This is a genomic window from Streptosporangium sp. NBC_01469, from assembly GCF_036227305.1.
Lineage (GTDB): Bacteria > Actinomycetota > Actinomycetes > Streptosporangiales > Streptosporangiaceae > Streptosporangium.
Window position 1 is genome coordinate 8,526,140 of sequence record NZ_CP109465.1, and the last position, 16,801, is coordinate 8,542,940.

Here is a 16,801-nt window from a genome sequence, read left to right on the forward strand (position 1 = left end):
GTGGCCGAACGCCCCCAGGTCCCGCGTCGTCGAGCACCGCCCCGGAGCCTGGCCCGCCGCCGGTTCCCGATCCGGTTCACCGGTGGTTCCCGGCCCCGCCCTCCGGAGGGCGGGGCCGGGAACCACCGCCCGGTCGGCCCGGGTTCCGGTCTCCATCGGAGAACCGGCCGGGCGACCCCGATGTCAGGATCGGACGCACCGCGCCTGCCGGTGTTCGGGTGGTCCGGTGCGATGCGTTCACCGGCCACCTGATCGAACGGCGACGGCCCGGCCACCCGACCGGCGCCCTGGAGCTCGGCGGGCGCCCTTGGGAGAAGCCGGTGTATCGCGAAAAGCCTTTGACGGAGTGAGTACTCACTCCGCAAAATGGGCGCATGGAAAATCAACCCACCCGGCGAGCGCCGGGAATGAGCCCGGAGCGGCGCCGAGAGATGATCGTGGCTGTCGCCCTCCCCCTCGTCGCCGAGTACGGTGCCGCCGTGACCACCGGCCAGATCGCCAGAGCCGCCGGGATCGGCGAGGCCACGATCTTCCGGGTGTTCACCGACAAGAACGAGCTGCTCGACGCCTGCATGGCCGAGGCACTCCGCCCGGACCACGTGATGGAACAACTCGCCGCGATCCCGCTCGACCAGCCACTGGCCGCCCGGCTGACCGAGGCGGCCGACGCCATGCATGCCTTCACAGCCCGGATCGGCACCGTGATCGGCGCCTTGCACGCCTTCGGCCATGTTCGCGAGCGCCCGGCCCCGGAGCCCTCCGCGGCCCCCCGGGAAAAGAAGTCCGAGTCGTTTCGCGACACCAGGCTCAGGGAGACCCGCGAGGTGCTGGCCGAGCTGTTCGAGCCGGATCGCGACTCCCTGCGGCTCCCCCCGGAGCATCTGGCGATGCTCTTCCTGAACCTGGTGCGCTCCAACGGCCGACGGCCACCGGGCGATCCCGAGCTGAGCGTCACCGACATCGTCGACGTGTTCGTGCACGGTGCCTTGACCCGGCCCGACCTCACCCCCAGCCTTCCCCCGTCGAAAGGCTCGTCATGACCGTCACGCTGAACCACACCATCGTTCCCGCGCTCGACAACCGGCGGGCGGCCGACTTCCTCGCGGCCATCATGAACCTGGAGTGCCTGCCACCCGCCGGGATGAAGGGGCACTTCGTCCCGGTCCGGGTGAACGAATCCCTCACCCTCGACTTCATGACCGTGGAATCTCCCGTGGGTCACCACCTGGCCTTCGACGTCGACCCGGCCACCTTCGACGCGATCCTCGCCCGGCTCAAGGAGCGGGAGGTGCGGTACGGCAACCACCCGGCCCATCACGACAACGGGCGGATCGACCACCCGCTCCGCCCGCGCGGCCTGTTCTTCGCGGACGAGACGGGCAACCTCTACGAGGTCATGTCCGACTGACAGTGACGGGGACCCTGCTGACCTGCGGGCTCTGGCGGCCTCGGTGGAGCGCCCGCAAGCAGTACGCCTGGGATGAGCGCTGCTACCTGAGAGGGTGCGACGGCTGCGGGTGCGACGGCTGCGACGGGTGCTGCGACTGCTGCAAGTGCTGTGGCAAGTGCGACGGATGCTGCTGCGACTGCGGCGCATGAGCCTCCGGGGCGCGGCCCGGCGGGACCGGAGCGGGTGCCGCCGCGAGCCACGGCATTCGCGCCTCGGAGACCGGGCACACCTCGCGGGCGGACACTCCTGACGGCCCGCGCACGCGCGCCCGTCGACTCAGACCGGGTCCGGCTGGTCGCCGTCCCGCTCGGCGGAGCCGTCCCGCTCGCGGGGGTCACCGCCCAGGCCCCGCGACATCAGGCCGGCGCCCATCAAACCGGTGAGCGTACCGGGAACGGTCGCGGAGGGGGGCGGGGTCTCGACCCGGAAGCGGGGCAGCGCCTCGGGATACCTGTCGCGGACGAAGGTCACCATGTGCTCGCGGATGTCGCACTTGAGATCCCAGGCGCTGGCCGAGTCGGCGGCGCTCATCAGGGCGCGCAACTCCAGCAGCCCGTTGGGAAGGGTGTCGGTGACCTGGAGGGTCCAGTCCTTCTGGTCCCAGAGCGGGTGCTCGCGCAGGGCCCGGTAGAGCTCGGTGCGCAGCTCCTCCACCGGCACCGACCAGTCGACGATGAAGATCACGTGGCCGATCACCCGACTGCTGTGCCGGGTCCAGTTCTCGAACGGGTTGGCCGTGAAGTAGGAGACCGGCAGGACGAGCCGTCGCTCGTCCCACAGCCGCAGCACCACGTAGGTCAGGCTGAGCTCCTCGATCCGGCCCCATTCCCCCTTCACCACGACGACGTCGTCCAGGCGGAGCGCGTCGCTGAAGGCCAGCTGGAGCCCGGCGAGCATGTTGCCCAGGGTCGACTGGGCGGCGATACCGACGACGACACCGGCGATCCCGGCCGAGGCCAGAAGTCCGGCCCCGAGCGCCTGGACCTGCGGGAAGGTGAAGAGCATCGCGCCCAGCGCCACCACGATGATCACCGCCGAGGCGACCCGGCGGACCAGGGTGATCTGGGTACGGATGCGCCGGGCCCTGCGGTTGCCCTCGCCCTCGACGGTGATCAGCCGTTCCAGCACCACGTCGGTGACCGCGAAGGCGGCCTGGATGACCAGCCAGGTGACGCACCCGATCATCGCCAGGCTGAGACCGCGATAGACCAGCCGGCCGACCGAGCTCAGCGCCATCTCGGGCTCGTAGGCGGTGTAGGCCGTCACGACGGCGGCCGTGGCGAACCCCGGCCAGGTGCAGCGGCGCACGAGCGGACCGGCGAGAACCCATTTCTCACCGATCAGTCGCGAGCGCAGCACCCGTCGCACCACCTCCACCGCCACGACGGCGGCGACAACGGAAACGATCAGCATGATCCAGCCGGACACTTGAGGCGTCCCCCTCGACGTCTTTCATCCTCGTCGTTCTCTTACCTGGATCACCAGCTAATCAGAAGGATTCGTCGAACGTGACATTCCCCTCGACGGCTATCTGGTAGGCCGAAACCCGCCGTTCGAAGAAGTTGGCCAGCTCCTGCACGTCCTGCAACTCCATGAAGGCGAACGGGTTGGCCGTGCCGTACCGGACGGGCATCCTGAGCCTGACCAGACGCTGGTCGGCCACGTACTCCAGGTACAGGCGCATCTGGTCCACGCTCATCCCGAGCAGGCCGTCGCCGCACAGGTCGGCCGCGAAGGCCAGCTCGGCCGCCACCGCCTCCTCGATCATCCGGGTCACCTGCTCGGCGAGCCTGTCGTCGAACAGGTCGGGCTCCTCGGCCCGTACGGTCTCCACGACGCCGAAGGCGAACTCCATGTGCATGGACTCGTCGCGGAACACCCAGTTCGTCCCGGTGGCCAGGCCGCTGAGCAGGCCCCGGGAACGGAACCAGTAGACGTAGGCGAAGGCCCCGTAGAAGAACAGCCCCTCGATGCACGCCGCGAAGCAGATCAGGTTGAGCAGGAACGCCCGCCGGTCCTCCCTCGTCTCCAGCCGGGTCAGCCCGCCGAGCGAGTCGATCCAGCGGAAACAGAACTCCGCCTTGTCCCGGATCGAGGGGATGTGCTCGACCGCGGCGAAGGCCTTGACCCGCTCGTCCGGATCGGGCAGGTAGGTGTCCAGCAGGGTCAGGTAGAACTGGACGTGCACCGCCTCCTCGAACAGCTGCCTGCTGAGATAGAGGCGTGCCTCGGGGGCGTTGAGGTGCTGGTAGAGGTTGAGGACGAGGTTGTTGGCCACGATCGAGTCGCCGGTGGCGAAGAACGCCACGAGGCGGTTGATCAGGTGGCGCTCCTCGGGCGTCATCCTCGCCAGGTCCGCCAGGTCGGAGGTGAGGTCCACCTCCTCGACGGTCCAGGTGTTGCGGATCGCGGCCCGGTAGCGCTCGTAGAACTCGGGGTACCGCATCGGCCGCAGGGTGAGATCCATGCCGGGGTCGAGCAACATCGGGGTAATGCCTTTCTGGGTGGTCGCGGCGGCGCTTCTCCGGAAGCCGCGGTGCTTCTCGAAGAGTTTTCGAGGAACCGGGACGGCTACTGGCAGGCGTCGCAGTACTCGGGGTTCTCCAGGGAGCAGGCGACGGCCTCGGGGTCGAGGACGGTCCGCTCCACCGGCGCCGCCACGGTGGCCTGCGCGATCCGGGTGGCCGGGCGCGAGCGCAGGTAGTAGGTGGTCTTGAGGCCCGACTTCCAGGCGTAGGCGTACATCGAGGAGAGCTTGCCGATGGTCGGCGTGGCCATGAAGAGGTTCAGCGACTGCGACTGGTCGATGTACGGGGTGCGCGCGGCGGCCAGGTCGATCAGCGCCTTCTGCGGTAGCTCCCAGGCGGTCCGGTAGAGCGTCCTCAGGTCGGCGGGGATCTCGGGGATGTCCTGTACGGAGCCGTCGGCGCGCTTGATCGCGTCGCGGATCGGCGAGGTCCACAGGCCACGGGCCTGGAGGTCGCGGACGAGATAGCGGTTGACCTGGAGGAACTCCCCCGAGAGGGTCTCGCGCTTGAAGATGTTGGAGACCTGCGGCTCGATGCACTCGTAGCAGCCCGCGATGGAGGCGATCGTGGCCGTCGGCGCGATCGCGATCATCAGCGAGTTGCGCAGGCCGGTTTCGGCGATCCGCTCCCTGATCTCCGCCCACTCCGCGGACCTCGCCGCCCCGTAGTGGTCGGGGTGGAGCACCCCTGCGGCGGCCCTGGTCTCCTCGTACGAGGGATGGCGGCCCCGCTCCACGGCCAGGTCGGAGGAGATCCGGTAGGCGGCGAGCGCGATCTCCTCGGAGATCCTGGTGGACAGCTTCAGGGCGCGCGGCGAGTCGAACGGCAGCCGCAGCGTGAACAGCACGTCGGCCAGGCCCATCACGCCGAGCCCGATCGGGCGCCACCTCTGGTTGGCGGCCCTCGCCTCGGGGGTCGGGTAGAAGCCCAGGTCGATGGTGCGGTCGAGAAAGCGCACGGCGGTACGGACGGTCGCGCGCAGCCGGGCCCAGTCGATCCCGTCCTCGGTGGAGCCCTCGGCCAGGTGGGCGGCGAGATTGATCGAGCCGAGGTTGCAGACGGCGGTCTCCGCGTCGCCGGTGACCTCCAGGATCTCGGTGCAGAGGTTGGACAGGTGGATGACGTTCTCCGGCCTGCCCGTCTGGTTGGAGGTCCGGTTGGCCGCGTCCTTGAAGGTCATCCAGCCGTTGCCGGTCTGGGCGAGCGTGCGCATCATCCGCCCGTACAGGGTCCGGGCGGGGATCTGCCTGGTGAACCGGCCCTCGGCCTCGGCGGCCCGGTAGGCGTCGTCGAACGCGGCGCCGTACAGGTCGGTGAGGTGCGGGACCTCCTTGGGGTCGAACAGCGACCAGACGCCGTCGGCCTCGACCCGGCGCATGAACTCGTCGGGGATCCAGTTGGCCAGGTTCAGGTTGTGCGTGCGGCGGGCCTCCTCGCCGGTGTTGTCGCGCAGTTCCAGGAACTCCTCGACGTCGGCGTGCCAGGGCTCCAAATAGACGCAGGCCGCGCCCTTGCGGCGGCCTCCCTGGTTGACCGCGGCGACGCTGGAGTCGAGCGTGCGCAGCCAGGGCACGATGCCGTTGGAGTGGCCGTTGGTGCCCCGGATCAGCGAGCCCCGCGAGCGGACCCTGGTCCAGGCGATCCCGATGCCCCCCGCGTACTTCGACAGCCGCGCGACCTGCCCGTAGCGCTCGTAGATGGACTCCAGCTCGTCACGGGGCGAGTCGAGCAGGAAGCACGAGGAGAGCTGGGGCCTGCGGGAGCCGGAGTTGAACAGCGTGGGCGAGCTGGGCAGGTAGGACAGGGTGGCCATGAGCGCGTACAGCTCGGCGGCCTCCTCGACGGTCTCGGACAGGCCGCAGGCCACCCGGAGGAAGAAGTGCTGCGGGCGCTCCAGGACCTTGCGGGTCCGCGGGTGGCGCAGCAGGTAGCGGTCGTAGACGGTACGCAGCCCGAAGTACTCGAACCTGGTGTCGGCCTCCGGGTCGACCAGCGCGTCCAGGACCTCGGCGTGGGCGGCCACGAACTCCGCGAGCCCGTCCTGGATCAGCCCCGCCTCGTGGGTCGCGGCGACGGACTCGGAGAACCGGCGGACGCCGTGCTCGGCGGCCTCGTCGGCGATCAGCTCGGCCAGCATCGCGGCGGCGACCCTGGAGTTCTCGGGATCGGTGATCACCCGGGCGGCCGCCTCGTCGATGGCCAGCCTTCGGTCGTCCGCCGCGCTCCCGGCGCTCACGGCGCTTCCGGCGTCGCCGCTGCCCGTCGCGGTCACCGCCGCGCTCCCGGCGCTCACGGTGTCGCCGGTGTCCACCGCGGCCGCCGCCGCGTTCCCGGTGTTCCCGGTGTCCACCGCGGTCGCCGCCGCGTTCCCGGTGTTCCCGGTGTTCCCGGTGTTCCCGGTGTCCACCGCGGCCGCCGCCGTGCTCCCCGCAGCGGTCTCCGCCAATGCCTGTGTCACGTAGTGCCCCTCGCTCGATCGGACTTCCCCGTACGGCTCCGCCGGAGGGGCACGCGTCCGCGAGCGATCCCGGGCACGCCGGATCGCCTCGTTCCGCGGGCCCTCCCACGAGGCCCTGGACAATCACGTCACCGGCAGGTCTTCGGACTCACGGGCGCACTGCACATGCCTACCGGCCGTCGCTTCCCAGGCATGGTTCGCCCAGTGCTTGACTGACGGCTTTCGTTCCCGTTCACCGCTGCGGGGCAGTCGCCGGAATCTCACCGGGTTCCCTCTTGCCTCGCCCCTCGCGGGGCGAACCAGCAACGAGCAGGATCCTACATCTAGGGGCGTCTGACGCAACTACCCCAACAAGTTGTGTCGGAGGACTTCAACAGCCCGAGCTCGTGAAGCACACCGCGGGTGCGCGCCGTCTCGGTGGAGAGCCACTGGCGGAACTCGTCGCCGCTGAGATAGACCCGGCTCCAGCCGTGGGCCGCGCACAGGGAACGCCAGCGCGGCGCGGCGTCGATCCTGTCACACAGGGCGATCGCGGCGTCCCGGTCCCCCGGGCTCATGTCCTTGGGGCCCAGCAGGCCGCACCAGTCGCTGTACTCCAGCCGGACGTCGACCTCCATGAGCGTCGGCGCGTCGATCCCGTCGATCCGGCCGCCGGAGGAGACCACCAGGGGCCGCAGACGGCCCGCGGTGATCTCGGGCCGCAGGGCGCGCGCCGATCCCAGCAGGGCCGCCACCCGGCCGACCTGGAGCGCCTCGGCGGCGTCGTCGGGGGCGAGGTATCCGGCGTACTCCAGCAGCCGGGTGTCCACCCCGAGGCACTTGCCGATCATGCCGTAGAGCACGTGGTCGGAGCCGCCCTCCGACCGGCCGCCGACCGTCAGCCCCGCCGGGTTCTGGCGCAGCCGCGCGGCGAAGTCCTCGAAGGTACGCAAGCGGGAGCCGGAGGGGACGACCAGGACCGCCCAGTCGCCGACCAGGCGGGCGAGGGGGGTGGCGGCGTTCACCACGGCGGCGGTGTTGGCGATCTCCGCGGCGGCCACCATCGGCATCGCGGTGACGAGCAGCCTGCCCTCGCGCGCGAAGGGGCCGCGGAAGGCGCCGAACGCGTCGCGCGGGGCGGAGCCCAGGACACCCTGCCGCTCGACGGCCATCGCGGTACGCGCCAGCCCCGACTGGACCAGGACGGTCGCCAGCCTGCCCGCGATCCCGTCCCAGCCGTGGCCGTCGGCGGTCGGTTCGAGGATGAACAGGCGCCTCACCGCCGGATCGGCAGCGCCGCCCGCGTCGCACCCCGCGGCGACCAGGACCCCCGCCGCCAGTGCGAAAAACCCCCTACGGCGCATAAGCGCCCCTTCCCCCAAGAACCCCTCATACCAAAGGTTACTTCTTACTCACTTTCTGTGACGAAGTGGGGGTATGCGGAAATCTCGCCCGCACCCGGACACGAGCCATCGAGCATCGCGGGCGGCCACCTCACGGGAGCCCACGGCGCCCGCGGAGCCCGGGAGCACGCGGAGCACCCGGCGCCCCGGCAGGCCGGACGAAGCGAGGCCGGGGCGCCGGGGGCGAGGGACAGGGGCCGGGGACCGGAGGGATGGGGGCCGGGGCCTCACTCCACCGTGACGCTCTTGGCCAGGTTCCTGGGCTTGTCGACGTCCCGCTCCAGCGCCACGGCGGCGTGGTAGGCGAAGAGCTGGAGCGGGATCGAGAGCAGGATCGGGTCCAGCTCGGTCTCGTTCTTGGGCACCACGACGCAGTCGTCGGCCAGCTTGGGGTCGGCCGTGCGGTGGCCCACCATGAGCACCCGGCCCCCCCGGGCACGGATCTCGCCCAGCGTGGTGAGGTTCTTGTCCAGCAGCTCGTCGTCGGGGACGATCGCCACCGTCGGCATGTCCGGGCCGATCAGCGCCAGCGGCCCGTGCTTGAGCTCGCTGGCCGGGTACGCCTCGGCGTGCACGTACGAGATCTCCTTGAGCTTCTGCGCGCCCTCGCGGGCCACCGGATAGCCCCTGACCCGGCCCACGAACATCATGCTCGGCGACTCGGCGTACTTGCCCGCCAGCTCCTTGATCTGCGGCTCCAGCGCCAGGATCTCCTTGATCTGGTCCGGCAGCCTGCGCAGGCCGTCGCAGATCCTGCGGCCGTCGGCGGGGGACAGGTCACGCACCCGGCCCAGGTGCAGCGCGAGCAGCGCGAAGGCCACGGCGGTCGAGGTGAACGCCTTGGTGCTCGCCACCGAGACCTCGGGACCCGCGTGCAGGTAGACGCCGCCGTCGCACTCGCGGGCGATCGCGCTGCCCACGGTGTTGACGATGCCGAGCACCCTGCCACCCTTGCGCTTGAGCTCCTGGACGGCGGCGAGGGTGTCGTAGGTCTCCCCCGACTGGCTGATCGCCACGTAGAGGGTGTCGGCCTCCACCACCGGGCTGCGGTAGCGGAACTCGCTCGCCGGCTCCGCGTCGGCCGGGATGCGCGCCAGCTCCTCGATGAGCTGCGCGCCGATCTGACCCGAGTAGTACGCGGAACCGCAGCCGATGATCTTCACCCGGCGGAACGAGCGGGTCTCCCGCGCGTCCATGTTGAGGCCGCCCAGGTGGGCGATGTGGAAGCGGTCGTCCAGCCGCCCGCGCAGCGTCCTGGCCACCGTGTCGGGCTGCTCGGAGATCTCCTTGAGCAGGTAGTGCTCGTAGCCGCCGGTGTCGTAGTGCCCGGCCTCCCAGTCGACGGTCAGCGTCTCCTTGGCCGTCTCTCGCGCGTCGCTGGCGAAGGTGTTGAACCCGTCGGCCCGCAGCACGGCGATCTCGCCGTCCTCCAGGTGAACCACCTGGCGCGTGTAGCGGACCAGCGCGGCGACGTCGGACGCGGCGAACATCTCCTTCTCGCCGATGCCCAGCACGATGGGGCTGCCGTTGCGCGCCACGACCACCTCGCCGGGACGCTCGGAGTCGATCACCGCGATCCCGTACGTGCCGACGACCCGCTTGAGCGCGGTCCTGACGGCCTCCTCCAGCGAGTCGGCCTCCTTCACCGTGCGGGCGATCAGGTGTGACAGCACCTCGGTGTCGGTCTCCGACAGGAAGATCGCACCGTCGGCCTCCAGCTTGGCGCGCAGCTCGTCGGCGTTCTCGATGATGCCGTTGTGCACGACGGCGATGCGCTCGTCGGCGGACAGGTGCGGGTGGGCGTTGACGTCGCTGGGCGCGCCGTGGGTGGCCCAGCGGGTGTGGCCGATGCCCAGGCCGCCCTTGAACCGCGCGGGCACGACCGCCGCCAGGTCGGCCACCCGGCCCTTGACCTTGCGCATCTTGAGGCCCTTGTTGGAGACGACCACACCGGCCGAGTCGTAGCCCCGGTACTCAAGACGCTGCAGGCCTTCCAGCAGGATGGGTGCCGCGTCCTTGGGCCCTACATAGGCCACGATTCCGCACATGTAGCCACTCCTTATTCATAAACGATTGAGGTGCCGTCATCTGTTACCCGTAGACGATCCGGCGAAGCTGTCGCAGGGAGAGTTCGGGTGCCGCGACACGGCGTACCGCCAGCTCGGCGGCGACCCTGGGGAAGATCTCGTCGTTGACCAGCCCCCTGGCCTTGAGCTCCGTGTGGCGCCGCCGGACGAACTCGTCGACGGGCTCGGAGAAGTAGGCCAGCACGTCCGCGACGACCCGTGCCGCCTCGCCCGGACCGAGCGCGCTCGTCCGGGTCAGGTGGGTGATCAGATCCTCATGCGGATTCCGTGCCGTGGACACAGAGCAGGACCATACGCATCCGTGAGAGAACACACCAAGTTTCCTGCCCGATTTCGGGCAGAGAATCTCTTCAACATCTCAACCCCGCCGCAATGCGCGACAGTCGGTAATCTCTGATAACTCTAGGTAGTTACCAGAGGGGGAGGAACCGCTATGCGCCGCCTGCCGGGGATCACCGTCGTCGCCGCTCTCGCCGTCCTGGCCTCGGTCGTCCCCGCGGAGGCGGCACGTCCCGGGGATCGGCCGGCGCGGCTCCGGACGCACCCGGCCCTCTCCGGGACCACGGCACCACCCGGCACTGCGACGGGGCCGGGGGCGAGGCCGGGCACGGCGACGGGGGCGAGGCCGCGGTCCGGCAGGCAGGCCGCCTTCACCGAGGCGGCACGGGCGTACGGGGTGCCCGAGAGCGTGCTGCTCGCGGTCTCCTACCTGGAGTCCCGCTGGGAGGGCCACGACGGGCTGCCCAGCGTCTCCGCCGGGTATGGCCCGATGCACCTGGTCGACGGCCGGGCCGAGCCCGGACGGCCCCACGGCGCCGGGGAGGATCCACGCGGCGACGAGACCCGACCTCGCGTGATCGCCCTCCCGCCCGTGGCGGCGGACCCGCCGGAGGACACCCTGCGACGGGCCTCGGAGCTGACCGGCCTGTCCCCCGACCGGCTGCGCGAGGACGCCTCCGCCAACATCATGGGCGGCGCCGCGCTGCTCGCCGACCACCGGCGCCGTACCGGCGGGGGATCCCTCGACGACCCGGCGAGCTGGTACGACGCCGTGGCCCGCTACCCCGGCACCCGGGAGAGGGGCGCGGCGGGAAGGGAGGCCGCGCTCTCCTTCGCCGACGAGGTCTACGCGACGATGAGGGCCGGCGCCTCACGGGTGACCGACGACGGCGAGCGGGTGACACTCCCCGCCACACCGGACCTGTCCACACCCTCCAAGCCGTACACGCCCTTCGGGTCGTCCGAGCCGTCCGGGCGTTCGGAACCCCCTGGACCATCGGAACCCTCCGGGCCGTCCGGGCCGTCCGGGCCGTCCGGGCCGCGAGCACCGCTCCCCCTGGAACGGCGCGCCTCGCCCTCCGGGCCACCCCTCGCGTCACCCGCCCCCACACCCACCCCGGTGCCCACGCCCGCGCCCACCCCCGCCAAGAAGATCACCATGATGCTCGCCAAGCGGCCCGCCCCTGTGCCGGGCCCCGACTGCCCGAAAAGCGTCTCCTGCGAGTGGCTCCCCGCCGCGTACAAGCGGCTCCCTGGCGGCGGGTACGGCAACCACGACCGCTCCGACGGCCCCCGGGAGATCGACTACATCGTGATCCACGACGGGGAGACGAGCTACGACGCCATGACCCGCCTGGTCAGGAACCCCGCCTATCTGAGCTGGCACTTCACCATCCGCTCCGCCGACGGCCACATCGCCCAGCACCTGCGGGCCAGGGACGTCGGCTGGCACGCGGGAAACTGGTACGTCAACTCCCGCTCCATCGGCCTGGAGCACGAGGGCTACCTGGCCAGGGGCGGCGCCTGGTTCACCGAGGCGATGTACCTGGCCTCGGCCAGGCTGGTCCGCCACCTCGCGGCCAAGTACGACATCCCCCTCGACCGGGCGCACATCCTGGGACACGACAACGTGCCGGGCACCACCCCGGAGACCGTGGGCGGAATGCACGAGGACCCCGGCCCCTACTGGGACTGGGCCCACTACTTCGAGCTGCTCGGCAGGCCGCTGCGCGCCTCGGGCGGCGACGCCGCGCGCTCGGTGCTGATCAGGCCCGACTACGGCACCAACAGGCCGGGATTCACCGGCTGTACCGGGGGGTGCCGCAGCCTGGGCGCCGCCTCGGTCTGGCTGCGCACGCGCCCCTCCTTCACCGCGCCGCTGGTCAGGGACGTCGGCAAGCACCCCACCGGCGACTCCACGTACAGCGTCTACGACCACGCCGCCCGCGCCTCCACCGGCCAGCGGTACGCGCTCGCCGAGCGCAGGGGCGACTGGACCGCGATCTGGTACCTCGGCCAGAAGGCGTGGTTCCACGACCCGGCCGCGGCCCCCACCTCCGTACGCGCGTCCGGCCCTCTGGTGACGCCCAGGCCGGGCCGTTCCCCGGTGAAGGTGTACGGCAGGGCCTACCCGAAGGCACCCGCCTACCCGGGGGGCGTTCCCGTGCAGACCCTGACCCCGCTGCAGTACTCGATACCCGCCGGGCAGGCGTACAGCTCCGGCCCGACGACCCGGGCCTCGTACCTCAGGGCAGCCGCCTTCGACCCGTCGGTGCACCGCGTCGTCACGGGCGATGCCCGCTACCGGCAGATCCAGTTCGGGCACCGGATCATGTTCGTCCGGGCCTCCGACGTCCAGCCGGTCACCAGGTGAGGATCTCCGGGGTCCGGCTCGTTGCGCACATCCGCCCTGTGGAGGCGCTAGAGTTTTCACGTGCCCCGGAGCCGTTTCCGGGGGTCACGCGGAAGTGGCTCAGTGGTAGAGCATCACCTTGCCAAGGTGAGGGTCGCGGGTTCGAATCCCGTCTTCCGCTCCGGCGGGCCCGCAGGGGCCTGACCGGTGGAGTGGCCGAGAGGCGAGGCAACGGCCTGCAAAGCCGTCTACACGGGTTCAAATCCCGTCTCCACCTCATTGCACGACCATCGGACCCTCCGGGATCCGGTAAAGTAGTGCGAGCGCCGAGGGGAAACCCGAAGCGAATACGCGGAAGTGGCTCAGTGGTAGAGCATCACCTTGCCAAGGTGAGGGTCGCGGGTTCGAATCCCGTCTTCCGCTCTGGTTCACCCGAGGACGATTAGCTCAGCGGGAGAGCGCTTCCCTGACACGGAAGAGGTCACAGGTTCAATCCCTGTATCGTCCACCCGATTTCACCAGCTCAGAGGCCAGATCCGGAGATCGCGGATCTGGCCTTTCGCGTTCGGCCGTCACCCCCGGTCTCACCGGAGGCCGTCGCGCCGCGTTCGGACAGGTTTTCCGGAAACCCTGACCTCTGGCGGCAGGCCTCGAGATGCCCTACCCGGTTCAGGCGCGTCAGGAACTCGCCACACCGGCGTACGGCGACACGGTCACCTTCGCGGTACGGTACTTTCGCTTTCCCCGCCCCTAAGGAGAGCTTTTTCGACCATGGGTGCCAACCATTCACACGGCCCGGCCGCCCCCAGCTCCCGTGGCACGGTGTGGGCGACACTGGCCGTCATCGTTCCCCTGGCGCTGGCCACGCTGACCGCCCTGATCTGGCTGTGGCCCGCCGAACTCACCTCCACCGGCCAGCCGTCGGCCGGCCTGCAGCGGGTGACCGGGACGATCACCACCGTCACCCTCACCCCGTGCCCGCAGGAGCCGCCCGCGGACGGGCAACCCCCCGGTCAGCAGCCGCCGGCCGACCCCGCCACCTGTGGCGACGCCAAGGTCGAGCTGACCAGCGGGCCGCAGACCGGTCGTTTCATCACCAGCGGCCTGCCCAGCGGACCCGGCTCACAGAAGTTCGCCGCGGGCGACGACGTGATCCTGATACATACGCCGGGCGGCGGTGAGCTGGAGATGCCGCCGTACCAGATCTCCGACCACGACCGGTCCTCCCCGCTGTGGCTGGCCGGTGTCGCGTTCGCGGTGGCGGTGATCGCCTTCGGACGCTGGCGCGGGGTGATGGCGCTGGTCGGGCTGGCCATCACGTTCGTGCTGCTCCTGATGTTCGTCATCCCGGCGATCCTGACCGGGGAACAGCCGCTACTGGTCGCCATCGTCGGCGCCGCGGCGATCATGCTCACGGTGCTCTACCTCACCCACGGCTTCACCGTCCCCACTTCGATGGCCGTGGTCGGCACCCTGATCAGCCTCAGCCTGACCGGCCTGCTGTCGTACGCGGCCATCGGCATCGCCCAACTCAACGGGATCACCGACGAGAGCTCGTTCTACCTGGACGTCAGCTACCGGATCAACACCGAGGGCCTGCTGCTGGCCAGCATCATCATCGGCTCGCTCGGCGTGCTGGACGACGTCACCGTCACCCAGGCCGTCACCGTCACCGAACTCGCGCACGCCAACCCCGGCTACACCTTCGCCCAGCTGTACCGGGCCGCCGCCAGGGTCGGCCGCGCCCACATCGCCTCGGTGATCAACACGATCATCCTCGCCTACGCGGGCGCGTCTCTGCCGCTGCTCCTGCTGGTCAGCGTCGGCGACCAGCCCATCGGCGAGGTGCTGACCAATCCGGTCATCGCCACCGAGATCATCCGCAGCGTGGTGGGCACCCTGGGGCTCATCGCGGCCGTCCCGATCACCACCGCCCTGGCCGCGCTGGCCAGCGCCCGGCAGGCCACCACCGACCACCGGCCACTCCCCGCGGCGCGCCACCGACGGCGGATGGACCCCTTGAACGACTCCATCACCCAACCGACATCACCACGGTGAGTCCTCCGCGCTCGCAGGTCACCGGGACACTCACGTGAACCAGTCCCGCCCCGGATCGCACCCGGCCGGCGAACGAATCCACACCCGAGCGCGCGATACCTGCTCAGCCCGATCCTGTTCCCGGCCGAGGAGGCGTCCGCCGCCCCCGAGGCTGGTTGAGCCGCCACCACACCCGGCCCTCGGCTCCGCGTCGCCAGGAATAACCGGCGTCCCGTCGCGACTTGGCCCTGGCATGACCGCCACGCCATTCACCCCGCGCACTCTGCTCGCGGAAAGCCGGCTCGGTGTCCTCGCGACGATCAAGTCGGACGGCCGCCCCCAGCTCTCCCCCGTCATGCCCTTCTACGACCAGGAGGCCGATGTCATCTACGTCTCGATGACCGAGGGACGCGCCAAGACGGCGAATCTGCGTCGAGACCCACGAGCCACGCTGGAGGTGACCAGCCCCGACGGCCTGGCGTGGGCCACCGCCGACGGCACGGCGACACTCACCGGGCCGGGGACCGACCCCCGCGGCCCCGAGGTCGAGGCACTGGTCGACTACTACCGCGTCGCCGCCGGGGAGCACCCGGACTGGGACGAGTACCGGTCGGTGATGGTGTCCGACCGCAGGGTGCTCATGGTCATGACGGTCGACCACGTGTACGGCGAGAAGATCGGCTGACAGCGCTCGGAAGAGGCGTCTAACGTCCAGGTCCGCGCCGGCGACGGCGAGCGGGCCGTGCGGCCGACGCGGGCACGATCATCCACTGCGGTGCGCGCCGCCAGGCCCCCGGCGCGCACCGGCGAAGCGGCGAATCGAGAAAGCCGGGAAGCCGGGGATCGGGGAAACCGAAGACGGCCTCGCGATCGCCGACGCCGCGATGCCGTTGACCGGCGTCGCTTCCGTCACGGTGCCGGTGTCGCGCCGCCCCACGATGACCGCCCGCCCCGGTAGCGTGGGGCCGAGATCAGGTAACCACGTTGGGAGCACGCCGCATGCGCTGGCAGGTTCACTCCGAAGAACCTCTCTACACCGACCGATGGCTCGATGTCCGGGTGGCGGATGTGGAGCTTCCCGACGGCAGGCACCTGGACCACCGGCTGATCCGTACCGCGCCGGGAGCCGGGGCCGTCGTCACCGACGATCGGCGCCGGGTGCTGCTGATCTGGCGGCATCGCTTCATCACCGACTCGTGGGGCTGGGAGATCCCCATCGGCGGGATCGACGACGGTGAGGAGCCGCCGGCGGCCGCCGCGCGCGAGGTCGAGGAGGAGACCGGCTGGCGGCCCGGACCGCTGCGCGCGCTGCTGCGCGTCCAGCCGACCAACGGGATCTCCGACTCGGTCCACCACATCTTCCACGCCGACGGCGCCACCCACATCGGCCCGCCGGCCGAGGCATGGGAGGCCGAGCGCATCGAGTGGGTGCCCCTCGCCGACATCCGCGACATGGTCGGCAAGGGTGACGTCACGTGCGGCACCAGCATGGCCGCGCTGCTCTACGTCCTCACCGGGCCGTAGAAGACGCACAGGGCCAGGACCTCACGGGGCCGTAGGAGAGACTCACATGGCCGTAAGAATCACCGGGACGTAGAGCGCGAGGCGATCCGTCCGGACCGGCTCAGCCTCCGGCTCCCCTGTACTTGATCGGCGCGCCGTCGCCGGTGGCCGGCAGGTCGCCGCGCCGCACCGGGGGGTGTCGCGGCGGGGGTGTCCGGGGGCCCTTCCAGGTCACCTGCCACACGCCGGCCATGGCGGCCTTCAGCACGGCCCGGTCGACGAGCCCGACGGGGCAGTTCAGCCAGATGAGGTGACCGGCCCGGAGCACCGCGTACTCGTGCCGGCCTCCCCCCGAGCGGTATCGGCCCACCTCGTCACTCTCGCAGTTCACCGGTGCCGTCCACGGTTCGGCGCCCATGATCCTCGTGCTTGCGAGCCGGGCGGACTCGGACGTGCTGTGATGGACTCTCAGATCTACGTGCCCGCCCGGCGACCAGTAGGTGGCGCCGAACCCGTCGTCCCCGACCACACCGGCCGACAGGTCCGCCAGCTCGAATCCCGGCAGGTCCACCAGGTAGATGAGATCCGGATCCACCCCCTGCGACAGCGACCGGTCCACCGAGTCCTGGCTGAGCGACGCCCTGGGGCCGCGGCCGGACGCGAGGAGGATGACGGCCGCGAGAAGGACGAGACGGTGTTCCAACTCGGTCGCCGTCTTCCACGG

At 70.6% G+C, this 16,801-nt stretch carries 13 protein-coding genes, 4 tRNA genes and 1 riboswitch; of the genes, 10 read left to right on the forward strand and 7 right to left on the reverse strand.

Annotated elements, in window-relative coordinates; genetic code table 11:
- Positions 1–374: 374 nt before the first annotated feature.
- The gene (locus OG587_RS37070; protein WP_329083463.1) at positions 375–1,040 is read left to right on the forward strand and encodes a TetR/AcrR family transcriptional regulator; all 666 of its coding nucleotides are present in this window, start codon (positions 375–377) and stop codon (positions 1,038–1,040) included.
- A complete protein-coding gene (locus tag OG587_RS37075; RefSeq protein ID WP_329083464.1) occupies positions 1,037–1,408 on the forward strand; it encodes a VOC family protein in 372 nt (123 codons plus the stop codon). The genes OG587_RS37070 and OG587_RS37075 overlap by 4 nt, the downstream gene beginning before the upstream one ends.
- A gap of 318 nt (positions 1,409–1,726) precedes the next feature.
- Here OG587_RS37075 and OG587_RS37080 read toward each other — a convergent pair whose 3' ends face one another.
- The 6 genes from OG587_RS37080 to OG587_RS37105 all read right to left on the reverse strand — a co-directional run bounded on the left by OG587_RS37080 (position 1,727) and on the right by OG587_RS37105 (position 10,185).
- Positions 1,727–2,878, reverse strand: a complete 1,152-nt coding sequence (locus tag OG587_RS37080) for a mechanosensitive ion channel family protein (RefSeq protein WP_329083465.1) — start codon at positions 2,876–2,878, stop codon at positions 1,727–1,729.
- Positions 2,879–2,939: 61 nt separating this feature from the next.
- Positions 2,940–3,935, reverse strand: a complete 996-nt coding sequence (locus OG587_RS37085) for a ribonucleotide-diphosphate reductase subunit beta (RefSeq protein ID WP_329083466.1) — start codon at positions 3,933–3,935, stop codon at positions 2,940–2,942.
- An 86-nt stretch (positions 3,936–4,021) separates the two neighbouring features.
- On the reverse strand, positions 4,022–6,436 hold the full coding sequence (locus tag OG587_RS37090; RefSeq protein ID WP_329083467.1) for a ribonucleoside-diphosphate reductase subunit alpha: 2,415 nt from the start codon (positions 6,434–6,436) through the stop codon (positions 4,022–4,024).
- Between the two features lie 116 nt (positions 6,437–6,552).
- Positions 6,553–6,755, reverse strand: a riboswitch (cobalamin riboswitch).
- Positions 6,756–6,759: 4 nt separating this feature from the next.
- Positions 6,760–7,779 carry a tripartite tricarboxylate transporter substrate-binding protein gene (locus tag OG587_RS37095; protein WP_329083468.1) on the reverse strand — a complete coding sequence of 340 codons (1,020 nt, stop codon included), beginning with the start codon at positions 7,777–7,779 and terminating at the stop codon, positions 6,760–6,762.
- Positions 7,780–8,045: 266 nt separating this feature from the next.
- A complete protein-coding gene (gene glmS, locus OG587_RS37100) occupies positions 8,046–9,866 on the reverse strand; it encodes a glutamine--fructose-6-phosphate transaminase (isomerizing) (protein ID WP_329083469.1) in 1,821 nt (606 codons plus the stop codon).
- Positions 9,867–9,909: 43 nt separating this feature from the next.
- Positions 9,910–10,185, reverse strand: coding sequence for a hypothetical protein (locus tag OG587_RS37105; RefSeq protein ID WP_329083470.1), 276 nt, complete (start codon positions 10,183–10,185; stop codon positions 9,910–9,912).
- A gap of 153 nt (positions 10,186–10,338) precedes the next feature.
- On the opposite strand from OG587_RS37105, the gene OG587_RS37110 reads away from it, so the two are divergent.
- The 8 genes from OG587_RS37110 to OG587_RS37145 all read left to right on the forward strand — a co-directional run bounded on the left by OG587_RS37110 (position 10,339) and on the right by OG587_RS37145 (position 16,098).
- Positions 10,339–12,558, forward strand: coding sequence for an N-acetylmuramoyl-L-alanine amidase (locus tag OG587_RS37110; RefSeq protein ID WP_329083471.1), 2,220 nt, complete (start codon positions 10,339–10,341; stop codon positions 12,556–12,558).
- 88 nt (positions 12,559–12,646) lie between these two features.
- Positions 12,647–12,718, forward strand: a tRNA-Gly gene (locus OG587_RS37115).
- 25 nt (positions 12,719–12,743) lie between these two features.
- A tRNA-Cys gene (locus tag OG587_RS37120) sits at positions 12,744–12,814 on the forward strand.
- A gap of 74 nt (positions 12,815–12,888) precedes the next feature.
- Positions 12,889–12,960: transfer RNA gene (locus OG587_RS37125), tRNA-Gly, on the forward strand.
- A gap of 13 nt (positions 12,961–12,973) precedes the next feature.
- Positions 12,974–13,045 (forward strand) — tRNA-Val (locus tag OG587_RS37130).
- A 263-nt stretch (positions 13,046–13,308) separates the two neighbouring features.
- Positions 13,309–14,595: a YibE/F family protein gene (locus OG587_RS37135; protein ID WP_329083472.1), complete on the forward strand. Its 1,287-nt coding sequence runs from the start codon at positions 13,309–13,311 to the stop codon at positions 14,593–14,595.
- A 232-nt stretch (positions 14,596–14,827) separates the two neighbouring features.
- Positions 14,828–15,259, forward strand: coding sequence for a PPOX class F420-dependent oxidoreductase (locus tag OG587_RS37140; protein ID WP_329083473.1), 432 nt, complete (start codon positions 14,828–14,830; stop codon positions 15,257–15,259).
- 314 nt (positions 15,260–15,573) lie between these two features.
- The gene (locus tag OG587_RS37145) at positions 15,574–16,098 is read left to right on the forward strand and encodes an NUDIX domain-containing protein (RefSeq protein WP_329083474.1); all 525 of its coding nucleotides are present in this window, start codon (positions 15,574–15,576) and stop codon (positions 16,096–16,098) included.
- 100 nt (positions 16,099–16,198) lie between these two features.
- Here the strand turns inward: OG587_RS37145 and OG587_RS37150 are convergent, their stop codons facing one another.
- Positions 16,199–16,780 (reverse strand): hypothetical protein, encoded by a 582-nt coding sequence (locus tag OG587_RS37150; RefSeq protein WP_329083475.1) that lies wholly within the window; start codon positions 16,778–16,780, stop codon positions 16,199–16,201.
- Positions 16,781–16,801: the final 21 nt, after the last annotated feature.

What these genes read in the sequence shown, in the direction of transcription:
- OG587_RS37070 (WP_329083463.1), top strand. Translation starts at nt 375, where the DNA reads ATGGAAAATCAACCCACCCGGCGAGCGCCGGGAATGAGCCCGGAGCGG.
- OG587_RS37075 (WP_329083464.1), top strand. Translation starts at nt 1,037, where the DNA reads ATGACCGTCACGCTGAACCACACCATCGTTCCCGCGCTCGACAACCGG.
- OG587_RS37085 (WP_329083466.1), bottom strand. Translation starts at nt 3,935, where the DNA reads ATGTTGCTCGACCCCGGCATGGATCTCACCCTGCGGCCGATGCGGTAC.
- OG587_RS37095 (WP_329083468.1), bottom strand. Translation starts at nt 7,779, where the DNA reads ATGCGCCGTAGGGGGTTTTTCGCACTGGCGGCGGGGGTCCTGGTCGCC.
- glmS (WP_329083469.1), bottom strand. Translation starts at nt 9,866, where the DNA reads ATGTGCGGAATCGTGGCCTATGTAGGGCCCAAGGACGCGGCACCCATC.
- OG587_RS37110 (WP_329083471.1), top strand. Translation starts at nt 10,339, where the DNA reads ATGCGCCGCCTGCCGGGGATCACCGTCGTCGCCGCTCTCGCCGTCCTG.
- OG587_RS37135 (WP_329083472.1), top strand. Translation starts at nt 13,309, where the DNA reads ATGGGTGCCAACCATTCACACGGCCCGGCCGCCCCCAGCTCCCGTGGC.
- OG587_RS37140 (WP_329083473.1), top strand. Translation starts at nt 14,828, where the DNA reads ATGACCGCCACGCCATTCACCCCGCGCACTCTGCTCGCGGAAAGCCGG.
- OG587_RS37145 (WP_329083474.1), top strand. Translation starts at nt 15,574, where the DNA reads ATGCGCTGGCAGGTTCACTCCGAAGAACCTCTCTACACCGACCGATGG.